Below are 20,649 nucleotides of genomic sequence, written 5' to 3'. Positions count from 1 at the left end.
TAAACGTTATGGTAAAATCGGGGTAATACAGTACATTTTACGGTTCCCCATGTCATACCCCTACGATCTCAACGAATTAGCGCAACACATCAAGCAATGGGGACAGGCATTGGGATTCCAGCAGGTCGGCATCTGCGACACCGATTTGTCCGCAGAAGAGCCTCGGCTTCAGGACTGGCTGGATAAGCAATACCACGGAGAAATGGATTGGATGGCGCGCCATGGCATGCTGCGGGCGCGTCCACATGAGCTGCTGCCCGGTACACTGCGCGTCATTAGTGTTCGTATGAATTACCTGCCCGCCAAAGCCGCATTCGCCAGTACCTTAAAGAATCCGGAGCTCGGCTACGTTAGCCGCTATGCGCTGGGCCGCGATTACCACAAGTTGTTACGCCAGCGGTTGAAAAAGCTCGGCGATCGGATTCAGGAATACTGCGGTGAACTGAATTTTCGCCCCTTTGTCGATTCCGCTCCTATCATGGAACGCCCGTTGGCCGCGAAAGCCGGGCTTGGTTGGGTTGGTAAACACTCACTAATTCTGAACAGAGAGGCTGGTTCCTGGTTCTTTCTCGGCGAGCTGCTGATCGATTTACCCCTGCCCGTCGATCGGCCGCAGGAAGAACAGTGCGGCCGCTGTGTCGCCTGTATGACCACCTGCCCAACAGGCGCAATTGTCGCACCTTATACCGTCGATGCCCGCCGTTGTATTTCCTATCTGACTATCGAATTGGAAGGCCCGATTCCTGAAGAATTTCGTCCGCTAATGGGCAATCGCATCTACGGCTGCGATGACTGTCAGCTTATTTGCCCGTGGAATCGGTTTTCGCAGCTCACCGACGAAGCCGATTTCAGCCCGCGTGCTGCACTGCATACGCCGGAGCTGTTGGCGCTATTCGGCTGGAATGAAGAGAAATTTCTGCGGATTACGGAAGGGTCACCGATCAGGCGCATCGGTCATCTCCGCTGGCTACGCAATATTGCCGTCGCACTGGGAAATGCCCCCTATCAGGATAGTATCGTGCTGGCCCTGCAAGCTCGTCTGGGTGAAAGCGGATTGTTGGATGAACATATCCACTGGGCGATGCGTCAGCAGTTAGAACGCCGTGCGTCAGTGGAAATTGACGTCCAGTCTACACAGAAAAAACGACTTATTCGTGCAGTAGAGAAAGGATTACCGCGCGATGCGTGAGTCGCGCAAACCGTTGTCATCAGTTTGTCGCACGCGCTGTGAATAAATAAAAAAAACCGTTGCCAATCAACTGTCACAAAAAGTACAAGCGATCGTTATAACGTTTTATAAGTAAAATTTATGAATAAATATCAATAAGATACTCTACAGTATTTTATCAATAACATAGCGTGATTAATAAATAACCAACAAACAGCCTGTGGATAAGTCTGTTAAGAAGAATATGATTTTTTGTATTAACTGATAAAAAATGATGTGGACTGAGGCAACACTAACGCTCGAAATACGATGCTGTGTAGACAGCAAAAACGTGCAATAGCACAGAGCGGCCAGCATTATGAATTTCTTATCGTCCCTTGGCAAGGGCTGAGATCTACTTTTTACGATCAAAAGGGGCGTTTTATGATCAAAAGGAAGATTTTACGATCGAAAACAAAAAGCGCGGCGACACCTTTTTATGAGGCATCGCCGCGCGGAGCATTAAGATCGTCTCAAAGAATTGGGACGGTGACAGCAGCGTCGCCCCCCTTTCCCACGAATCGATGTTATGCGCGGGTTCTAATCAGGTAGTCAAACGCGCTCAAGGATGCTTTTGCGCCTTCACCCGTCGCGATGATGATCTGCTTGTACGGTACCGTCGTACAGTCGCCGGCAGCAAAGACACCTTTCACACTGGTTTCGCACTTGGCATCGATCTCAATTTCGCCAATACGGTTTCTGGCTACCGTCCCTTCCAGCCAGTGGGTGTTAGGCAGCAGGCCAATCTGCACGAAGATCCCTTCCAGTGCTAAATCGTGCACCGTATCGGTAAGACGATCTTTGTAGCTCAGCCCCGTCACCTTCTGTCCATCGCCTTTCACTTCTGTGGTTTGCGCATTCAGAATGATGTCAACGTTCGGCAGGCTACGCACTTTATCCTGCAATACAGAATCCGCTTTCAGTTCCGGAGCAAACTCAAGCAGCGTCACGTGTTTCACTACGCCAGCCAGATCGATAGCGGCTTCTACACCGGAGTTCCCGCCGCCGATCACCGCAACATGTTTGCCTTTAAACAGCGGGCCATCACAGTGTGGACAGTACGTTACGCCCCGCGTACGGTACTGATCTTCGCCGGGTACATTCATGTTTCTCCAGCGTGCGCCGGTCGCAATGATCACGCTACGCGCTTTCAGCGTCGCACCGGATACGGTAATCACCTGATGCGGTTTACCCGGTTCGCCGCCAGGAATTAAGGCTTCTGCGCTCTGCGCGTCGATCACATCGACATCATAGTCATCAACATGGCTCTTCAGCGCGGTCGCCAGTTTGGCACCTTCCGTTTTCGGAACGGAAATATAGTTTTCGATATCGACGGTATCCAGTACCTGACCGCCAAAGCGCTCGCCGACCAAACCGGTACGAATGCCTTTACGCGCCGAATAGACCGCCGCGGCTGCGCCCGCCGGGCCGCTACCGATGATTAACACATCATAGACGTCACGCTGGTTCAGCTTCTCAACCTGTTTAGCGCCCGCACCAGTATCGATTTTAGTCACAATCTCAGCCAGGCTCGTCCGCCCTTGGCTGAAGTGTTCGCCGTTCAGGAAAACGGTGGGAACGCCCATGACATTACGGCTTTGAATCTCATCCTGAAACACACCGCCGTCAATCGCGGTATGGGTAATATTCGGATTTAACACTGCCATTAAATTCAGTGCCTGCACCACGTCCGGGCAGTTGTGGCAGGAGAGCGAGTAATACGTTTCAAAGTGGAACGCACCGTCAAGATGGCGGATTTGATCGAGTAATTCTTTCGCTTCTTTCGACGGATGACCGCCCACCTGCAATAACGCCAGAATCAGGGAGGTAAATTCGTGTCCCATTGGCGCACCGGCAAAACGCGGGCCGCTTTGGGAATCTGGATTGGTAATCAGGAATGAAGGCTTACGTACTGCCAACTCATTCTTTTCAACAAAACTTACCCGTTCGGACAGCTCAGCGATTTCAGTCAGCAAGGTTCTGACTTCAGCAGATTTAGCGGAGTCATCCAGAGTCGCAATCAACTCAACAGGTTTGGTTAATTTTTCCAGATAGGCTTTCAACTGGACTTTCATCGTATTGTCGAGCATTGGTCGTCCTTAATTAGGCAAGTGGGTACAAAGACAAAGTCGTGCGGGGTGCTGGCCCCAAAAAACCGGGCCAGAAAAATCGGGTGCAACGCACCCGATAAAAACAGCTATGTTTTCCGAGGTGTTAGCTTAGATTTTGCCAACCAGATCCAGAGACGGAGCCAGTGTAGCCTCGCCTTCTTTCCACTTGGCCGGGCAGACTTCGCCTGGGTGAGAAGCCACGTACTGAGCCGCTTTCACTTTACGCAGCAGGTCAGATGCATCACGGCCAATACCTTCCGCCGTGATTTCTACCGCCTGGATGATGCCCTGTGGGTCAACGATGAACGTACCGCGATCGGCCAGACCTTCTGCTTCGCGCATGTTTTCAAAGTTACGCGTCAGCTGACCGGTTGGGTCACCGATCATGGTGTATTTGATTTTGCCGATGGTTTCAGAACTGCTGTGCCACGCTTTGTGCGTGAAGTGGGTGTCGGTGGAAACAGAGTAGATTTCCACGCCACGCTGTTGGAATTCGTCGTAGTAGTCAGCGACATCACCCAGTTCGGTCGGGCAGACAAATGTAAAGTCGGCCGGATAGAAGAAGAACACGCTCCATTTGCCTTCGATGTTCTTCTCAGTCACTTCGATGAATTGACCGTCTTTGAAAGCCATGTTTTTGAATGGTTTAACTTGGGTATTGATTACTGACATCACTTTATCCTCATGTGTTTTCGCATGTGGCTAAAGTACAGAAACGTGATCGCTATCACCAATCCGTTGTCTTTATCGAATCAATAAGCAATACCTAACGTAATGTAAAATCAGGGATAGGTAATCTCCATATTCTGGTCACCGATCCTGACCGTCTTGAAGCGTGGGGAAACGGCTTCAACCTTGCCATCTTTCACCAGAGCGACCAGTTTTTCCGTCCCTATCGCGCCAAACATCCTGGCCGCAATCTGCCACTGTCCCTTTTCATCACGGGCGAGGATCTTCCCACCATTCCCCCAGCCTACTCTGGGGAAAACGAGCACTTCGTTATGACCGTCGCCTGTCAAATCAATAGTAAAGAGCAGGCAAGGGATTTCTCTGCATTGATTACCCAGATTATCGCCCTGCAACATGCTTTCGACTCCGTCTTCCAGCGGCCCCACCCACTCGACCTGAACAGGGAGCACTTTCGCGGGGCGACCTTCCAGCCGCTCGAGCAGCACCTGACGCCCTGTCGCGTCAAGTATCCGGTCGTGCTTCAATTCTGCGGCCAGCCAGTTAAATTGCTGCCTGCCCGCCGTTCCTAACTCATCACGCAGCGCCCACAGATCAAATTCATCAATCGGCGTTTTCCCACTAAGCAAGCGCTGAACCTGATTTTTCGCGCTAAACGCTTCTGGATTTAACAACGGCGTATGTAGCAATATCACCAAAACACAGATGACGGCAGCGAGCAGCGGATTGCTCATACGCAAATGCCCCAACCAGACGCCAGAACGGCGGATGACGGCCCACACCATCGCCAGACTGTAAAGCATCGCAATCGCCACCACGAAGATCGACTGAAAACGGAAAGGTGTCAGACCATACTGCTCGATACGCAGCCAACTGGAATAGCCCGCCAATGCAACCAAGACTGGCAGGCACAGCACGCTGGCACTGACCAACCCGCGTAACACCGCCGGATAAGCGTGGCCTTCGTTATCATCCTGAGAGGCACAGTTAATCAAAAAGAGGTTTACGCCCATCAGGCATAGCAGAATGACGGTAGAGCGGCCGGTATTCCATATCGGCTCCAAACCGCTAAAAGGCAGCGTCAGGGTGAAAACTACGGTAATCAGCGCACTAAACGGCAGCAGGAAGCGGCAAGCCGACAGCAGAATCCCACGCAGCAGCACGACTACCGCTTCTTTGGTCATTCCGATATAAATACCGACAGAAAACACCATCGGTAAGAACAGCATATAAAATCGATGATGGCTAAGTACTTTACTCACCAGCCGAAAACCCAACATATTGAACAGCATGCCGCACAGTACGAGCAGCAACACAACCACCAGGACTAATAGCAAAGCCATCAATACAGTAAAAATATTGCTCCAGGCATCTTTACAGAGTGCTTTATAGGATGGCCATCGCCCTTCACGTGTTGACCAACTGCGCATGAAAGTGCAGCTGATATAACCGAGTAGGATGCCAGACAGTAGCCAGGAATCAGGCAGGTAGTTTCCCCCGCCGTCATAAAGAACCCAACCGCTAATCGCCGTCATCAGTACAGTCAGCACGCCGGCCCAAAGCCACGTCTTATTCACCAAGAGCGTGCGCTCCAGCAATTGCAGACTGATTCCGCCAACCGCCGCCATTGTGATCAACATCGTTTGAAGAATGCCGCTTTTCATTTCCTGCACAGCGACAAATAAAAGCCCCTGGAGCAGGCCAATAACCAGATAAAACCTTAACGATGGGGAACTGACAGGCATGGCAAATCCTTTTAGCGATACAAATAAATGAGCCATCTACTTTAGCATCGAATTACCGCAGTCCGCGGTTCTGGGTGCTCGTATCCTTCAGATATTTGGTGAAACACGTATAGCATTCAATGCTAACGTGGTGTCCGTAGTGCCTTTCTCATGGCTGACCATACTCAAATAAGTGACTAAGGAATCTGCACCTCGCCCGCTTCCAGCCCGGCGATTTCTACGCCCTGCGCCACGGTTTTCCCCAGCGTCACGTTGATTTTCTTTGGCGAAGCGTCAGCGGTGGGACGGTAAATTACATAGGCACGGCCATTCTCGTCAGTACGCACCGCCTGTGCAGGCACCGCGATGCCCTGCTCGTTACGATAGACAATAATAGCCAGCCGCGCGCTCATCCCCAGACGAATATTTTGCCTTAAGTCCGCTAACGGCGTATCGAGTGATACCACCACATTATAGTACGCGCCACTGCCTGACATATCGGCCGCATCAGCCTGCATATCAATCGACGCGACCTTGCCTGTCAGCGTTTGTCCGGCAAAGCCATCCCCGGTCACATTAACCACCATGCCTTCTTGCAGCTGATGCAGGTCGGTCTCTTCTACCCGAGTCACCACCTGAAAACGCTCCTGAGCAATGACCCCAAACAGCGGCGTCCCCTGGCTGACCAGCGAACCAGGTTGGATGACCACAGGCTTGCCGTTATCAGGCGTAGCAGGTCGAACGACAACACCGCTAAACGGTGCCTTGACGATTTGCCGTTCAACCTGCGCAGCCAGCGCCTGATAGCGCACCTGTGCATTCGTCAGTTCCATCTCTGCAATCTTGCGATCCTCGCCGTTCCCCCGCGCCAGCACCGTTCGCAGCTCTTCTTGCGCCGCAATCACGTCCTGTTCCTGTGAACGAATTTGCTGCTTCAGCGTGTCAACTTCCATACGCGCGACGATGCCGCGTTCGAACAGCGCCTGTGTGTCCCGAAGATTGGCTTGCGTATTGCTAAACGTTGACCGGGCTGAGCTTAATGTGCGCCGCGCTCGCGACACCTCTGTGCTTTGTTCCCACTGTCTGAGTGATTGTACCTCACGCTGTGTCTTGAGCACTTCGGCCTGAGCCTGACGCAGCTGAATCTCAATTTGTCCGGGATCCAGTATCAGTAATGTTTGCCCTTCTTCGACGCGTTGTCCCTCGCGTGCCAGCACCTCACGGATAACACCTTCAAAAGGCGCTGCCAGCGTGGTCTGCATCGCGGCCTGGATGCGTCCAACCAGCCCGAGCTGATTTTCCAGCAACTGGGGCTGAACGGGAAACCATTGCCCCTGAGGCGCGTTTTCCTGCTCGCTCGTACGCCCTGCCAGCAGCCAGATGAGCATGCCAAACGCGACGATCAGCAGCAGTACCCTAAAGTGACGCCGACGCAGGCGAGACAGAAAGTGATGCCTAATCATTGAGTGCGATATCCCAGCTTTGTAATGTGGTGCCCAGCGTCTCATCCAGTTCAGCCTGCGCATTGAGATAGCCGATCAGTGCATTGAGACGGGCATTTTCAGCGTTGCGTAAATCGTTCTCAAAGCTCAGCACCTGAAAGTTACTGGAACGCCCAACCGTGAGCTTTTCTCGTTCAATCTCCAGCTTGCGGCGCGACAAATCCCGCGCACGCTGGGAAATCTCAAACTGCCGCCAGCGCGTACCGATATCACGCACCGCATTGGTGACATCGCGTTCAAGCTGCTGCCTGACTTCATCCAGCTGAATATGCTGGTTACGCACATTCACTCGCGCCTGAACCTCCGCCTGACGGGTACTCAGATCGCCGATAGGGATCTCCACCTGAACGCCAACATAATTCTCCCAGGTACGTGAGGTACTGCTCTGTGCTGCACGATCGCGCACCTGGCTCGCGCCCCCAATCAGCGAGACATCCCATAGGCGATCGTTACGTGCAACCGCCAGACCGAGCGCCGCCTGCTCATTGGCGATAATCTGCGCCAGATAGGCCGGTCGGGAGGCTTCGGCCTGCTTCAGCGCCTGTGCGGCGTTAACATCAACGCGCTGTGCCTGCATGGCATCCGTTGCCACAATCAGCGTATTTAAATCCAGTGCCAGAAGTTGCAACAGCGCAAGGCGAGCGGTATCCAGCTGGTTTCTGGCTTCTTCATGCGCCAGTTCCTGCGTGGCCACTTCAGCTTCGGTTTGCACAATTTCAAATTCGGCCATGCGCCCGGCGGCAATCATTGCACGGTTAACGTCTACCAGCTGGCGCGCACGCGCCAGCGCATCACGCGCGATTTGCAGTTGCTCCTGCGAGCGCAACACCTCCCGATAGGCAGCAATAATCTGCGTAATCGTCTGTGAAACGGTGGATTTCAGCGCCAGACGATTTAATTGCTCAGACAGCCGCGCAATGTGAACCGGCGCGGTCGTGACGTCTTTACCTGCGCCGCGCAGCAAAGGTTGAATCACCGTAATGTTGGCACCATCGTTACGCGACAACCCGGCGTTATCAGCCTGCGTGTGGCGGTAGGTCCAGCCGAGGCTGAAGCGGGTGCCATACGGCGTGAGCAGAGTTGATGTCGGCGTCAGATTGCCCTGCCGGTAACGATCGCTTTGGTTACGGTTGGAAAGGTAGCTGCCCGTCAGCGACAGCTTGGGGGTAAAACGATCCTCCGCGACCCGAAGATCAAATTTCTGCGCGATACGATCCAGATAGGCGCTACGGATCGCACGATTGTCGCGCAAGCCAAGATAAATGGCATCACTCAGCGTGAGATCGATCGTTTGTGCATTCAGCGACGTACTGACTGTCGCCTGCCCCTGTCGCGTCGCCTGAGAAGGATTCAACGCCGTTTCCGCATATCCTTCATGAGCAGAAAACAAAAACAGTAAACACAGGATAGATTTACGCATCGCGTAGCGCCTGTACAGGTTCAAGCCGCGCGGCGCTCATCGCAGGGTTAAGCCCAAAAAACAGGCCAATCGCCAATGAACTGCCAATGCCGAGAGGAAGTGACAATGCCGAAAGTGAAAAGGCTGACCAGTCTGAAAAAAAGACAAACAGCCACGCCGCCGCGATACCACACACCGCCCCGATCAGAGCTCCGCAGGCGGATAGCACAACGGCCTCCAGCAAAAACAAACCCGCAATATCGCGCGGCCGCGCGCCCAGCGCCATACGAACACCAATTTCACGGCGTCGTTCAGACACATTCATCACCATGACATTCATCACCCCAACCCCGCCTACCAGCAGGGAAATCCCCCCCAGCCCCGCCAGCAGCCATGAAAACATCCGCGACTGCTGTGCCATTCCCTCCAGTAGCTGCTGTGGGATTTGCACATCGATATCAAGCTTCGGCATCAGAGCGACCAAATAATCCTTTAACTGTGAGCCTGTTTGCATCAGCGTATCGCTGTTGTGGTTACGTGCAATCACGCTGATGATTTGTGGGGCAGGCATGACACGCCGCATACCGGAGATCGGCATCAGGATAGAGTCATCAACCGAGACGGGAACCAGAGGGTTGTGCCCCTGCGGCTGAAGGATTCCGACGATCTCAAACAGGTATCCTCCCACCTGCACGCGTTCACCCAAGGCAGCGATGCCCCCCTGCGATGCCCATTGTTCCGCAACATTCGCCCCCAACACGATATAGGTACTTTGCTCATCGAAATCACTCAGGTAGCGGCCCTGCGCGAGCGTCAGCCCTAAAACGTCCGACAATTCAGCTCGGCTGCCCACCACCATGGTACTCAGTGAACGCCCGCGCAGCCGCGCTTCGGTGGAGGTAACAATTAATGCGGTTGCCGCCTTAATATCAGGTAGGTGTTGTCGCAAAACCGGGATATCCAAATCTGCCGGAGCCGAGTCGGTAGCATGGCTACCTAGCCGATTCTGCACGGTGGCCACCAGCAGGTCGCTGCCCATCCCTCTGAATACGCCCATGGCTTCGGCTTCCGCGTTGTGCCCGATATTCAGCAAAGCGACAACAGATCCGCAGCCCACGGCAATCCCAAGGAGGGCCAGAACGGCACGCCGTCCCAGAAGAATAAGGCTGTTCAATGGCTCAAGCAGACGTTGTTGTAGCGAAGGACCATAGTGGCCTTGCCCCGCTTCCATCCGTGAGCGAGGATCAGACATGGTTCGCCTCGTGGATTCGGCCGTCCTGCACATGAATGCGCCGGGCCATACGGCAGGCCATACCTTCGTCATGCGTCACCATCACCAGCGTCGTCCCCTGTTCGCGGTTCAATGCCAGCAAGAGCGTGATGATGTCGTCAGCCGTTTGGCTGTCGAGATTACCGGTCGGCTCATCCGCCAGCAGAAGTGCAGGTTCACCGACCAGCGCACGCGCAATAGCCACCCGCTGACGTTGACCACCAGACAGGTCGGCAGGCCGATGGTGGGTTCGCTCTGCAAGCCCGACGCGCGCCAGCTGTATCTGTGCGGCTTGGCGAGCGACCTGACGCGAGACGCCGCGGTAGGTCAGAGGAAGCGCAACGTTATCCAACGCATCCAGGCGCGGCAGTAAATTAAAACTCTGGAAGACAAAGCCAATGACCTGATTACGCACGATCGCACGTTCATCAGCACTTGCCTGAGACATATCCTGCCCTGCGAGCAATAAACGCCCCGAGACAGGCTGATCGAGCAAGCCGATGATGTTAAGCAAAGTGCTTTTACCGGAACCCGATGCGCCCACAATCGCGCAGCTTTGCCCGGTAGGAATAGACAGTGAAATATTGTGCAGCACCGATTGAGAGGAAGCACCGATACTGTAGGTGTGTGAAATACCTTGTAAACAGATCAGATCCGTTATTCTTGCATCAGACATCCTTGCCTCTTTGCCGATCCCCTAGAGCATCACATGAATCGGATTATCCTACTGTTTATGCTTTAGGAAAAGCCAAACTCTCCGTCATACGATCCAGAAATACTTGCAAGTCCTTTACGCTCTGAGGTAAGCCATCGCTTTCCGAAGCTTGAATCTGAGACAATAGTTGCGTATCGTATCCTTTGGGCAATTGTGCTTCTTCAATTGCTGGTAAGGATTTGTAATGCTTTAGAATCTCTGACAATGTACCAGAAGAGACTTGTCCAGTTCGGTTATACTCCTCATCCATTTTGGCGATCGCGGCACGCTTCCACTGCTGCTCTTGATCATAAGACTCCAACCAGGCCGCACGTCTTTCATTGACGGTGAAATCACCACTTTCATCGTAGGCGATCAACGCTAACTGCTCGCGGGACATTCCCCTGAACGGGTTTACACCATCACCATTCACGAAGCTGGTCGCTTGTTTGGCCCGAGCTAATAAATCGGGGTCTTCTGTTTTAGGCACTTCGGCATCGTGAGCAGCTTTGTTCATATCATAGCTCGCGCCTAACAGCTTCTCAGTGACCGATCTGGCGATATCGCCTAAACCATCACGATCGGTTCCTGCATCTCGGGCGGCAGCCCGAACAGCAGCGTCGCTTAACTGACGAGCGAGTGCGGATACCTGAGTGCTCTCATTGTTCGTCGCTGTTGCATTATTCTCTTGAACCGATGCCACAGTCGTTGCATCAACAGCGCTTTTTCCAACCGTATTGGCCGGGATATAGCGGCTGGATACAGCATCAAGTGAATTTATTTTTTCCATAATCTGCCCCTATTTAAAAGCAGCGATGCAATGACATTGAACATACCGCGCTGCTATACCAGCAAAGCTGAGCAAGTCAAAAAAAGGGACGTCAATGACACATGACGTCCCCATGACATACATAACAATAGCGCTAGCGACAGGTTTTATACAAAGCATGACCTCTCGCCTATCAACAAAAATACATCGCCTGCTGATTATTTCATTGTGAATTCAACATTCCACGCATATGTGGATAAACTCTGCGAAGTAATCGTTGCAGTACAGACAGCCCCACCGCTTCCCTCAGCTGATTTATTCCATTTTGGCGCCTTTTTAGGGCCGCCAGGATTGAAAAGGCCACCAGGAATGATGGTATTTACGAAGGTAGTACCGAATACGCACGTTTTACTACCCATGGTATAACGAACAATTGCTGCATTAGCATCAGGGCTGATGACATTCTGAACCCGATAAATATCAGACCCCTTAGCAGGAACAGTCGTAGCAGGTTTGGGGCTGGCGCTGGCGTTAGTACTGACTTCATTGTTAGTAATAACTTTGTATGTCGCGGTTTCGTTGCCCAAGTTTTTGAAAGTCACAGTCACTGGAGGCCCCGCGTAAGCAGCTCCAGCAGCAAACATAGAAGTCACAATACTAGCCAGAAGCACCTTTTTAAAAGTCATCGCACTTTTCTCCATGTGTTAATGTTTTTTGCTTGTATGACGGAACATCCGCCCAGCTCAGATGCGGCACAGACCTTGAATCTGCGCCACAAATCCATTCCAGTGGCGACGTAATATTATTTCCCCCACCATAACTTCAGAGGATCGCTAAAAAACAACGTTAACCTTTGTGGTGAAATTTAACGGCAAAGGTGGAAAAAACTTTAATTTATTTCCATATAAATCCGTCGACATCATAAATTCTTAGCAGGAATAAAAACTAACCACAACAAATAAAAACACACAGAAAAAACAATGATCAAAATAATAATTTCTCGATCACATTATTAAAAAGCAACACCAATTCAAAAATTGAATCCGAATTCCGACACACTTTAGCGTTCATCATTTAGATTTATTTTTTATAAACATTAAATTTTACTTTTCTTATTCCGTTAATAATGGATAGTGAATGCGGATTTCGTATAGGGCCCCGACCGCGCAGTAATACACTGGCTGGAAGGAAATCGTCATATAGGAACCATTAACAAAGTACCGGATCTGCTAACACAATGGTTGGACATTTATTGCCCCATAACAAGGCTGCCAAGAGACTGACATCCTGATATCGATAGCAAAAAATACCGCCATGATGCCTGATGCAGAAAAGCACTGTAATGAGTAAAAAAACGTAAGAATACCCAGGAGAAATCATGAAGAAGGAATTCGTTTCTTTGTCCCTACTAATTGCTGCCAGTGTAACAGCGTTCCCTTTAATGGCCGCCACTGGCAGTATCAGTGAAACACCACTATCAGCACAAATAAGATTTGTTTATTCCGATGGCTCAAGTACCCCTGCGTTGAACCAGTTTTATGCGAGTGCAACAAAGTTTCCCTCTGGGACATTGAGCAAAACTAAGAAGCTGACCCAGGTAAATTATAGCGTAGCGTCCTACCCCACTGCATATACTGAAAGTGTCGACATATGTTATTATCTACCTTATCAGACATCACCAACAAAATGTATTATTGTCCCTAAAGGTACATCAGGAACAACCGCTCAATTCAATGAATTACGTTTTGACCACGGTATACGAATTCAAATTCAGCACAAACTGACGGGAAAACCCGGAGAGAATCTACAGCCATTACAAAAAGAGAGCATTACTTGGGAATATACTTATTAGCCTAATTAATTATTCACATCGTTATAATTGACGGTAGCGATATATTTCTAGCTTCCTTTAAAAACAGGCAAGGGGTAATTTCCATTATGATTATCAATACATCCACAGCGGCATACGCTCAGATAAAAAATATATCAGGCGATGACCAAAAAACAGTTCGCCCCTTGCCTACAACGGTAAATAGCACGAAGGATGAGATATTATCGACCAAGCAAGCCCAAATAAGTGGTAAAGGGCTTATGATGTCTCGCTTGTTTGGTGGTACAGATACAATTCCGTCAGTGCAGACACAATTAAACGAAGCTACGATGCAGATGTCCTCTGTTAACTTCCTCACCAATGAGGATCGCAGTATGCTGTCCGAGTTGTATGCTCAGGCTCAACAACAAGGAACAGACTTGGGGTATGTGGACGCTCTGGCGAGAGATCTGGGTGACTATCGTATGTTTGGGGGCGTAAGTGCCAACGTCAATAGTGGGGGAATGTATGATACCCGTGGGCGCATGCAGACCTTTAAATTTACCGAAACGGATACTGCAACAGCTGCACGCATACTAACCGGTGATGGAATCGCTAAAACATCACTGGATTCTGGATTTCTACGCTATGCACTCGATCCTGGCTTTTCGTTCGATCATCGAACAAATTTTGAATTTCTAGAAGAAGTTGTGAACAATTTCGGTCAGGGGACGGTAAATGAAGGTCAGCCTTTCTCCGGTAAATTCTCTGTCTACACACCGTCTGGAAATCAAAACTTCATTATTGAAACCTCCAGCGAGATTACATTGCATTCTGAGGAACCAGACTTTCGAAATGTCGATGGGGTATTCTTTGTCACCGAAACCGGGTTAAAGAATGGATTTAACCTTATCGATGGAAATCCTGTACAGGGGCTTCCAATGATTATGCTGGATCTCCTTAAGACAGGTAACACTCTCTGGAATAGTATGAAATAGCCACATTCGATGCTAGTTTCTGAACAACATGCCAAGAACTCAAATCAACTAAGCTAGCGTTAATCTGCGGCCACGCCGATGTTCTTAACCGTAGGAAAATCGGTGTCTAAAAGAGTCTTCGAGGTATCAATATTTAGCCAGGATGAATAATAGGCGGTATAGAGATAAGAACCTAATATCAGTGTATTGGAAGGTTTTAGAAAAAACGATGAAAGATTTTGGAGCGGGAAACGAGACTCGAACTCGCGACCCCGACCTTGGCAAGGTCGTGCTCTACCAACTGAGCTATTCCCGCATAGAATCGGATTTACTATCTTTTACTTCAGCAAACTACACTGAATCAAAATTTATCAAACCCTGCCAAATCACTCGTAACCTAATGAATTTAATCACTATTTAATAACCAAGCGATTCAACGGACAGCATTATGTACCAACCAACTCAGCGTGGCAAGCCCTTTTCACGGAAAAACATTGTCGCGCAGTGTATCAGCAACATCGCTGTGGAGGCGAAGCTATGATGCCGCCTCCACAGCCAGACCGCCTGACGTTAAGGCGGCCTGATATTTCATAGTCTTCTGCGTATCAGGATTTTACGCTTTTCAACAAGGTTTGCTTACAAATATGCCCGAAGGTGACGTGAGTGACATTATCCCCACCGACACCAGACCCAGGCTGAGCAGGGATTTCAACACGCCATGCGCCAACATCAAAAGTTGTGCTCCACGTATTGATATAACCCAGATTATGGTCCTGGAACTGTGTCGTGTAATCAGCATAACAGGTATCCAACTTCACAACCCCCGAGGCACTTCCATCTGACCCCGTCTTTATAATATGGGCATTGCTCGCACCAAATTCTAATGCACCATTATCTTCGCGCTGGTCAAGATAAAGAACAGCTTCAACATTTGGAATACCGACCCCTGTTGAATCAGACGAACGAACGCGCCAGGTCACATCGCGATAAGCTTGCGTCGTCATAAAGCCATAAGGCGCCCATGCTGAGTTAGGGATACGCAGAACGTTACTTTCTCCCTCAACAGCGATAGACCCTGCAGCAATTCTGGAGCCTAATGACATTCTGTAAATCTGAGAGACTGTCGGTAATCTTGATGGATTAGGTAACACTCTCACCAAAATCTTCTCATTGGGCTGAGATGGAACAATAGTATATCCCTGCGCAGTATTGCGCGTTGTCCAATTATTTCCACCATCGGTAGAAGACGCCAGTAACCAATTGTTATTCGTTCCGCTCTCAACGCCATCAAGACGCAGGAAAACCTGCTGACCACGTATTGCGGTAAAGGCGTAGTAATCCGCATCAGAATTGCTATCAGAATTACCAGCAATTCGATTCAGGCCATCTGGCAGAGAAAAAGCCAGAGAAGGAATATCATTTAACTCATAAGCATCTATATTCGCATTAACGATAGCGCCAAAATTAAAACCGGAGCCATCAGCAGTATTGGCCTCCATAAACCAGTAATAGTGCCCCGGCGTAGTTAAATCTAATGTAGCCTCATCAGCATTCCCCGCTTGATTTGAATAATTAATTGCCGTCACATTATTCTGGCCATCATCGCGCATCAAGCTGAGTGCAATATCTGTTTCAGGACTCATGCCTACAACGAAAGCAGTTGTTTTAGAACGCTGAGTGATTTCAAAGTGATAACAGGCGCTACCTCCACTTTGCAGCCCATCCAGCGTATAAATTGAATTTACGGCAAGGGTCGGACACAAAGGGGTGAAGGCAGCGTTATTCGCAAGAAGTTGGGTGCTGGATAACGGTTTTGTTTGCGCGCTTTTTGCATCAGCCTGCGCAGTTGATGTATTAGGGGAAATAACGACAACGCCCTCATTTTCCGCTTTATGAAATTTATAATTACTTGCAGCATGCGCTTGTATACTATTAGGGGCATCAAATACAGAAACCGTGCCTTTCTTTTGCAGTTTCCCAATATCCTTCACTTCGACAGAAACGCTGGTTTCAGCAAGCGCTGAACCCATGCAGAATGCCAGCCCAACTGCCGCAAGACATAAATTCAAACGGTGATATTTCATCCCAAGATTTCCTTATTTTTGAGGATTCTCAAATAGAACGCAGAGTTATTATTTAAAAATTAATAAAAATTGATTCTTAACGGGAGTAGTATTACACCAGCACGCTATATAATCCCAATGAATTTTTACAAAAATATTTAAAATGAAATTTTTTAATGAGTGATTTTTAAATATTATTAATGTAATTAAATCACTCATTGATAATTCTCAAACTAATTAATTCAATATTCGCGATTAAAATCTACCTCGCCACGCAGCGTATTATCAGCATGAAAGCGAGCGAGATTATCCAGAAATAGTCTTCCTATCGTTCAGGCAATGTGAATAGATCCACACTTTTGGAGTGAACGATGCCTACAGATCGTTCTGTAGAGGCCGCCAAAAATCCGACCTCTACATTTAGCATCCTCGGCAATAGATAGCCTATTTATAGAGTTGACTATCCCACGTGCTATCCATCGCTTTTTTATGGATCCCTCCAGCATCTCCATCACGAGTCGCGAGACTAGACATGTGCTTGGTGAAAAATTCAAGCCCCATATCGATGGTTTGCCCATAAGTATCTCGGTTAAGCGTTACATTGGGTTTTAGTCCAAGGCGACTATTAAATTCCGCAATCTGGGCATCCGCAAGTTGGTTGGCTAAGGTAACCATTCCTTCAGAATCATTCAGCGCCTTTTCCAAGCGATTAATTTGTTCCCAGTTCAACCCATCAGTTTGCGTCACGAACAACGTTCCATCTTTATTTACACTGAAGCCAAAAAATGCCCCCTGTAAATCAGGATGTTCATCGGCAAGTTGTTCAAGGAAAGACAAGTACGTTTTCTCCATCTGATCTTGCACAGCGATACGATGGAGAATTGCCTCATCAGATTCACGAATACGATGATTTCCAGCAATATACTCCTCGATATTAATATCCGCAGAGGCTAATTGTCTGCGTCTGGCCAGTTCTTCTTCACTAGGTTGAACAACGCTCGCCCCTTCAGTCGTTCTAAGCTGCTCAGGTGTCGCACCATCCAACTTCGGTTTTGCGACTTCAGCCTGAAATTTAGCGAGCGCTTCTGGGCTTATCTCTACAACCTGACGTTCGATGTTTTTCTCAGTTAATAAGACTTTATTATTCGTGACATTCTGTTGTTCAGCGTTGTTATTCAGTGCCAGGCTGCTTTGTCCTGACAATGTCGCTGCGTACGATCCCAAGGTAGAAATACTATCCATAATACCATTTGCTCCTGTGTGTCATCATTTTATGCTATGCGGCAAGGTTTCCCTGCAAATGTGCTCAATGTGACATGAGTAATGTGTTTTCTCCTGCACCAACATCTTTCTGAACTGAGCCACCAGCACACCGAAAAATATGCAAACTACCGGATATAAATATATCGCGATAGATTATCTCAATATTCGCTTATCTTTGAATAAGCCTAATAAGGTAACTTCCCCTAAACGCAGGATTTGGAACAGGCTACATTAGGACTGCATTATGCAACCCTAATATAGTCTTAACGGTTATTTTTCAGAATTCTTTAGAATAGAGTCATCACGAAATAATTATCAATAAAATTAATTCAACACTAATAATACATTTAATACTCGCGACTAAAATCCACCTCACCACGCAGCGTATTATCAGCATGAAAGCGAGCGAGATTATCCAGAAATAATCGTCCCATCAGCCCCGGCACCATCGGCCCGGCAATGTGCGCCGTCAACGTCAGGTTTGGCGTGTTCCAGAACGGATGGCTGTACGGTAGCGGCTCTTGCCTGAATACATCCAGCACCGCTCCCGCAATCTGTCCATCAAGCAGCGCTGCCTGTAAATCATCATCCACCACGGCGCTACCGCGCCCGACATTAATGAACAGCGCCGAAGGCTTCATGGCTGCAAACAGGCGGGCATCATAGATATCGATGGTTGCCGAGGTATCGGGAAGGAGGTTGATGACATAGTCGGCCTTCGGTACTGCGGCAGGTAGCTCCGCTAAGCTCATGATCTGTTTAAAATCAGGCCGCTGCCTTGGCGTACTGACAATGCCGTATAGCTCGACACCAAAAGGCCGTAGAAAGCCCGCAACCTCACAGCCGATCTCTCCCGCACCGACAATCAGCACGTTCTTATCCGCCAGCGATCCCGGTAAACGGTGATCCCAGCGCCGCTCTTCCTGACTGGCTTGCCGTTCTCCCAGACGCAGCTCATGCCTGAGCATATAGGCAATCACGTATTCGGCTATCGGCTGCCCAAATACGCCAACGGCGCGACTCAGACGGTAATCACGCGGTAACCCATCGGCCAGCAGCGGCTTGAACCCCGCCCAGGTCGACTGTAGCCACGTTGGTTTAGCCCCTTGAGCCAGCAGTGCCGCGGCGGTATCCGGCTCGCCCAGCCAAATCGGACAGCTCGCCGCCTGCTCCGCCGTACCGTTTGAGAGCACCAGCTCAAGCTCCGGCGCACTATGATTTAAGACAGAGCCGATCTCATCGGCACGCGAGTCCAGCAGCAGAATAGCGGTCATAAACACGTTCCTTAACGGGATGAAGCACCTACGGCTTCACCCCGATGATTGTCGTTATTACATTTACGATTCGGCCGAAGCTTGAATGAGTGACGTCAACAGCGCGCCGCGCTTCGCTTCCGATTTTTTCACCAGTGCGGCGAGTTTCTTGGTATTGCCCCAGATGAGATACAAGATATGTTCTATCACGGCGGGTTCCCGCATCCGCACTTCTTCGACCAGTTTTTCGAACAGCGCGTCACTCTCTAACGCAGGCAACATATTCAACTTTAGGCTTTCTGTCGCATGGCTCAGACAGGCAACCAGCGCCGCCACGTTCTGCGACGTCACGCTATGCTTATCGAAAAACACCCGAATGAAAGCATCCTGTACCGATTGATGCTCATCATCCACGCTTTCCATATACGCTTTTACGAGCGGGAAATACCCCGCATCGGTCAGACCCAGCCCAAATACCGCATAGCTTCCCGGCATGATGCACTTCTCACCTTCCGAATCGGCGTACCATTCAAATTGCTCAATCGCTGCACGAGCATAATCCTCAAGAAGCGGATAGTTCGAGGCATACTGCAACGCGTTAGCAAAAAAACGATGCGTATCCGATTTTGCCAGCCCCTTGATGGGAAGGTACTGTCGCACAGACGATTTCAGGACGATCTTGTAGCTCTTTGGGAAGCCGAGCGTCAGTAAGCGCGTAATGAAGCGTAGCGCCTGTTCATACGCTTCAGCGCTTTCCTTGCGAATACGAACGGTGATGGTCGCAAATACGTCATTCGCCACGCATTCGACTTCTTCATTCTTCAGGTTAATCAGCGCGTGCTCAAACGTACCGCTTCCCTCTTCCATCATGCTTACCGCGCGCGGATAACCCAACTGCTTCGCGATATCCAGATATTCCAGAGCCTGGGACTTACTATAAGAAGGTTCATAGCGCAGAATCATAACGGCCGCATAGAGCACTAATTCAACGGGATGAAGCGCTTGTGAACCCTGTAACTCCAGTGCGATACCGGGCTTGAGGGTATACTTATCTGGTTCAAAAAAATACTCGGGTTTGGACACGTCGCAATAGCGCAACAAAAAGTGCTGATCCACCCACGCCTTTAACTCACGGGTAATGGTGCGTCGGTGCTCAGGCAATTCCGCACTTCCTGCGTTTCGCTGCTGAATCAGCTCAAGCAGAGTGATGACGTTGTCGATATCCATCGCAGGAAAGAGATGCGCATCGAACAGGTGACGAACCAGAAAGAAAGTTTGTAACTTCTTTGTTGGCGCGGTGCCGTGGGTAAGATAGCGATCGATATAGTCGTGAATCGCGTTAAGTAGCCGCTGTTTTTTCACCTCATTGGTGAATGTAAACAGCGTAATCAGCAAGCGACCTTCCGTTGCCGGAAATACAGCCCGAAAACAAAACCGGTAGTCAATCAGCGCCGTATCGGCCAATTTCTCAACACGCTGCGCGATAGCCTGCGCCAGCACCGGAACCACCTCCTCCTGTATTTGCGCGACGCTCAGCGCCCCTTTGCGACTGCCGGGCGACAGCCCATCGGCATCCGGCTTCGCTTCAGAGGATATCGACGTACGCCCAGGAGCATAATCCAGTATCAGATCGTCATGGATGCCAGCCTGCAATGTTGTTCGCGATATAATCTCATCGAGCCCGGCCCTTTGCTCCTGCGTATCAAACCATTTGTTGATTGCCGTAAGCGATTCATCCCGCATCGGCAGGTCGTGTTGTGGTAATGCCTCGGTTTCGTTTGAATGCCTGTCCGTCATTTTTCTCTTTATCCTTACTTATCGCAGATGAAACGTTGCCCCAAAGAACAGTATTAATGGTGTCTACCAACCGCCCAAAAGATATGCCTTGCTCGTTATTCTGTAGCAGTAAGAGGTAGCGAA

Annotated in this window: 16 protein-coding genes and 1 tRNA gene; 3 read left to right on the top strand and 14 right to left on the bottom strand. The window is 49.8% G+C overall.

Annotated elements, in window-relative coordinates:
• Positions 1–49: 49 nt before the first annotated feature.
• Positions 50–1,189, top strand: coding sequence for a tRNA epoxyqueuosine(34) reductase QueG (queG, locus tag WCT94_RS12895; RefSeq protein ID WP_336869872.1), 1,140 nt, complete (start codon positions 50–52; stop codon positions 1,187–1,189).
• A 545-nt stretch (positions 1,190–1,734) separates the two neighbouring features.
• Here queG and ahpF read toward each other — a convergent pair.
• From ahpF to WCT94_RS12850, 9 genes are all read right to left on the bottom strand, one after another.
• Complete coding sequence (gene ahpF / locus WCT94_RS12890; protein ID WP_336869870.1) at positions 1,735–3,297, bottom strand: alkyl hydroperoxide reductase subunit F; 1,563 nt, start codon at positions 3,295–3,297, stop codon at positions 1,735–1,737.
• Between the two features lie 129 nt (positions 3,298–3,426).
• Positions 3,427–3,990, bottom strand: a complete 564-nt coding sequence (gene ahpC, locus WCT94_RS12885) for an alkyl hydroperoxide reductase subunit C (protein WP_010287114.1) — start codon at positions 3,988–3,990, stop codon at positions 3,427–3,429.
• A 110-nt stretch (positions 3,991–4,100) separates the two neighbouring features.
• Positions 4,101–5,750, bottom strand: a complete 1,650-nt coding sequence (locus WCT94_RS12880) for a DUF4153 domain-containing protein (protein WP_336869869.1) — start codon at positions 5,748–5,750, stop codon at positions 4,101–4,103.
• A gap of 176 nt (positions 5,751–5,926) precedes the next feature.
• Positions 5,927–7,192: an efflux RND transporter periplasmic adaptor subunit gene (locus WCT94_RS12875; RefSeq protein WP_336869868.1), complete on the bottom strand. Its 1,266-nt coding sequence runs from the start codon at positions 7,190–7,192 to the stop codon at positions 5,927–5,929.
• Complete coding sequence (locus WCT94_RS12870; protein ID WP_336869867.1) at positions 7,185–8,651, bottom strand: TolC family protein; 1,467 nt, start codon at positions 8,649–8,651, stop codon at positions 7,185–7,187. The genes WCT94_RS12875 and WCT94_RS12870 overlap by 8 nt, the downstream gene beginning before the upstream one ends.
• On the bottom strand, positions 8,644–9,882 hold the full coding sequence (locus WCT94_RS12865; RefSeq protein ID WP_336869866.1) for an ABC transporter permease: 1,239 nt from the start codon (positions 9,880–9,882) through the stop codon (positions 8,644–8,646). Before WCT94_RS12865 ends, WCT94_RS12870 begins: the two co-directional genes overlap by 8 nt.
• Positions 9,875–10,576 carry an ABC transporter ATP-binding protein gene (locus WCT94_RS12860; protein ID WP_336869865.1) on the bottom strand — a complete coding sequence of 234 codons (702 nt, stop codon included), beginning with the start codon at positions 10,574–10,576 and terminating at the stop codon, positions 9,875–9,877. The genes WCT94_RS12865 and WCT94_RS12860 overlap by 8 nt, the downstream gene beginning before the upstream one ends.
• Before the next feature lie 55 nt (positions 10,577–10,631).
• The gene (locus tag WCT94_RS12855) at positions 10,632–11,384 is read right to left on the bottom strand and encodes a hypothetical protein (RefSeq protein ID WP_336869864.1); all 753 of its coding nucleotides are present in this window, start codon (positions 11,382–11,384) and stop codon (positions 10,632–10,634) included.
• A gap of 197 nt (positions 11,385–11,581) precedes the next feature.
• Entirely contained in the window at positions 11,582–12,049 is a 468-nt protein-coding gene (locus tag WCT94_RS12850) for a hypothetical protein (RefSeq protein WP_336869863.1), read from the bottom strand.
• Between the two features lie 692 nt (positions 12,050–12,741).
• Here WCT94_RS12850 and WCT94_RS12845 point away from each other — a divergent pair.
• Positions 12,742–13,215, top strand: a complete 474-nt coding sequence (locus WCT94_RS12845; RefSeq protein WP_336869862.1) for a hypothetical protein — start codon at positions 12,742–12,744, stop codon at positions 13,213–13,215.
• Positions 13,216–13,301: 86 nt separating this feature from the next.
• Positions 13,302–14,171, top strand: coding sequence for a hypothetical protein (locus tag WCT94_RS12840; RefSeq protein WP_336869861.1), 870 nt, complete (start codon positions 13,302–13,304; stop codon positions 14,169–14,171).
• 219 nt (positions 14,172–14,390) lie between these two features.
• Here WCT94_RS12840 and WCT94_RS12835 read toward each other — a convergent pair.
• The 5 genes from WCT94_RS12835 to WCT94_RS12815 all read right to left on the bottom strand — a co-directional run bounded on the left by WCT94_RS12835 (position 14,391) and on the right by WCT94_RS12815 (position 20,526).
• Positions 14,391–14,466 (bottom strand) — tRNA-Gly (locus tag WCT94_RS12835).
• A 289-nt stretch (positions 14,467–14,755) separates the two neighbouring features.
• The gene (locus WCT94_RS12830; RefSeq protein ID WP_336869860.1) at positions 14,756–16,234 is read right to left on the bottom strand and encodes a hypothetical protein; all 1,479 of its coding nucleotides are present in this window, start codon (positions 16,232–16,234) and stop codon (positions 14,756–14,758) included.
• Positions 16,235–16,657: 423 nt separating this feature from the next.
• The gene (locus WCT94_RS12825) at positions 16,658–17,455 is read right to left on the bottom strand and encodes a hypothetical protein (protein WP_336869859.1); all 798 of its coding nucleotides are present in this window, start codon (positions 17,453–17,455) and stop codon (positions 16,658–16,660) included.
• Positions 17,456–17,823: 368 nt separating this feature from the next.
• Positions 17,824–18,750, bottom strand: a complete 927-nt coding sequence (locus tag WCT94_RS12820; protein ID WP_336869858.1) for a D-2-hydroxyacid dehydrogenase — start codon at positions 18,748–18,750, stop codon at positions 17,824–17,826.
• Positions 18,751–18,813: 63 nt separating this feature from the next.
• On the bottom strand, positions 18,814–20,526 hold the full coding sequence (locus WCT94_RS12815; RefSeq protein ID WP_336869857.1) for a DUF6138 family protein: 1,713 nt from the start codon (positions 20,524–20,526) through the stop codon (positions 18,814–18,816).
• Between the last annotated feature and the right edge of the window lie 123 nt (positions 20,527–20,649).

Source organism: Pectobacterium sp. 1950-15 (genome assembly GCF_037136835.1).
Lineage (GTDB): Bacteria > Pseudomonadota > Gammaproteobacteria > Enterobacterales > Enterobacteriaceae > Pectobacterium.
Note: the sequence above shows the minus strand (reverse complement) of the source record. Positions and strands in the feature narration are given on the sequence as shown.

Bases quoted from the DNA above. Each gene is read 5' to 3' on its own strand.
- queG (WP_336869872.1), top strand. From the start codon at position 50: ATGTCATACCCCTACGATCTCAACGAATTAGCGCAACACATCAAGCAA.
- ahpF (WP_336869870.1), bottom strand. From the start codon at position 3,297: ATGCTCGACAATACGATGAAAGTCCAGTTGAAAGCCTATCTGGAAAAA.
- ahpC (WP_010287114.1), bottom strand. From the start codon at position 3,990: ATGTCAGTAATCAATACCCAAGTTAAACCATTCAAAAACATGGCTTTC.
- WCT94_RS12880 (WP_336869869.1), bottom strand. From the start codon at position 5,750: ATGCCTGTCAGTTCCCCATCGTTAAGGTTTTATCTGGTTATTGGCCTG.
- WCT94_RS12875 (WP_336869868.1), bottom strand. From the start codon at position 7,192: ATGATTAGGCATCACTTTCTGTCTCGCCTGCGTCGGCGTCACTTTAGG.
- WCT94_RS12870 (WP_336869867.1), bottom strand. From the start codon at position 8,651: ATGCGTAAATCTATCCTGTGTTTACTGTTTTTGTTTTCTGCTCATGAA.
- WCT94_RS12865 (WP_336869866.1), bottom strand. From the start codon at position 9,882: ATGTCTGATCCTCGCTCACGGATGGAAGCGGGGCAAGGCCACTATGGT.
- WCT94_RS12860 (WP_336869865.1), bottom strand. From the start codon at position 10,576: ATGTCTGATGCAAGAATAACGGATCTGATCTGTTTACAAGGTATTTCA.
- WCT94_RS12855 (WP_336869864.1), bottom strand. From the start codon at position 11,384: ATGGAAAAAATAAATTCACTTGATGCTGTATCCAGCCGCTATATCCCG.
- WCT94_RS12850 (WP_336869863.1), bottom strand. From the start codon at position 12,049: ATGACTTTTAAAAAGGTGCTTCTGGCTAGTATTGTGACTTCTATGTTT.
- WCT94_RS12845 (WP_336869862.1), top strand. From the start codon at position 12,742: ATGAAGAAGGAATTCGTTTCTTTGTCCCTACTAATTGCTGCCAGTGTA.
- WCT94_RS12840 (WP_336869861.1), top strand. From the start codon at position 13,302: ATGATTATCAATACATCCACAGCGGCATACGCTCAGATAAAAAATATA.
- WCT94_RS12830 (WP_336869860.1), bottom strand. From the start codon at position 16,234: ATGAAATATCACCGTTTGAATTTATGTCTTGCGGCAGTTGGGCTGGCA.
- WCT94_RS12825 (WP_336869859.1), bottom strand. From the start codon at position 17,455: ATGGATAGTATTTCTACCTTGGGATCGTACGCAGCGACATTGTCAGGA.
- WCT94_RS12820 (WP_336869858.1), bottom strand. From the start codon at position 18,750: ATGACCGCTATTCTGCTGCTGGACTCGCGTGCCGATGAGATCGGCTCT.
- WCT94_RS12815 (WP_336869857.1), bottom strand. From the start codon at position 20,526: ATGACGGACAGGCATTCAAACGAAACCGAGGCATTACCACAACACGAC.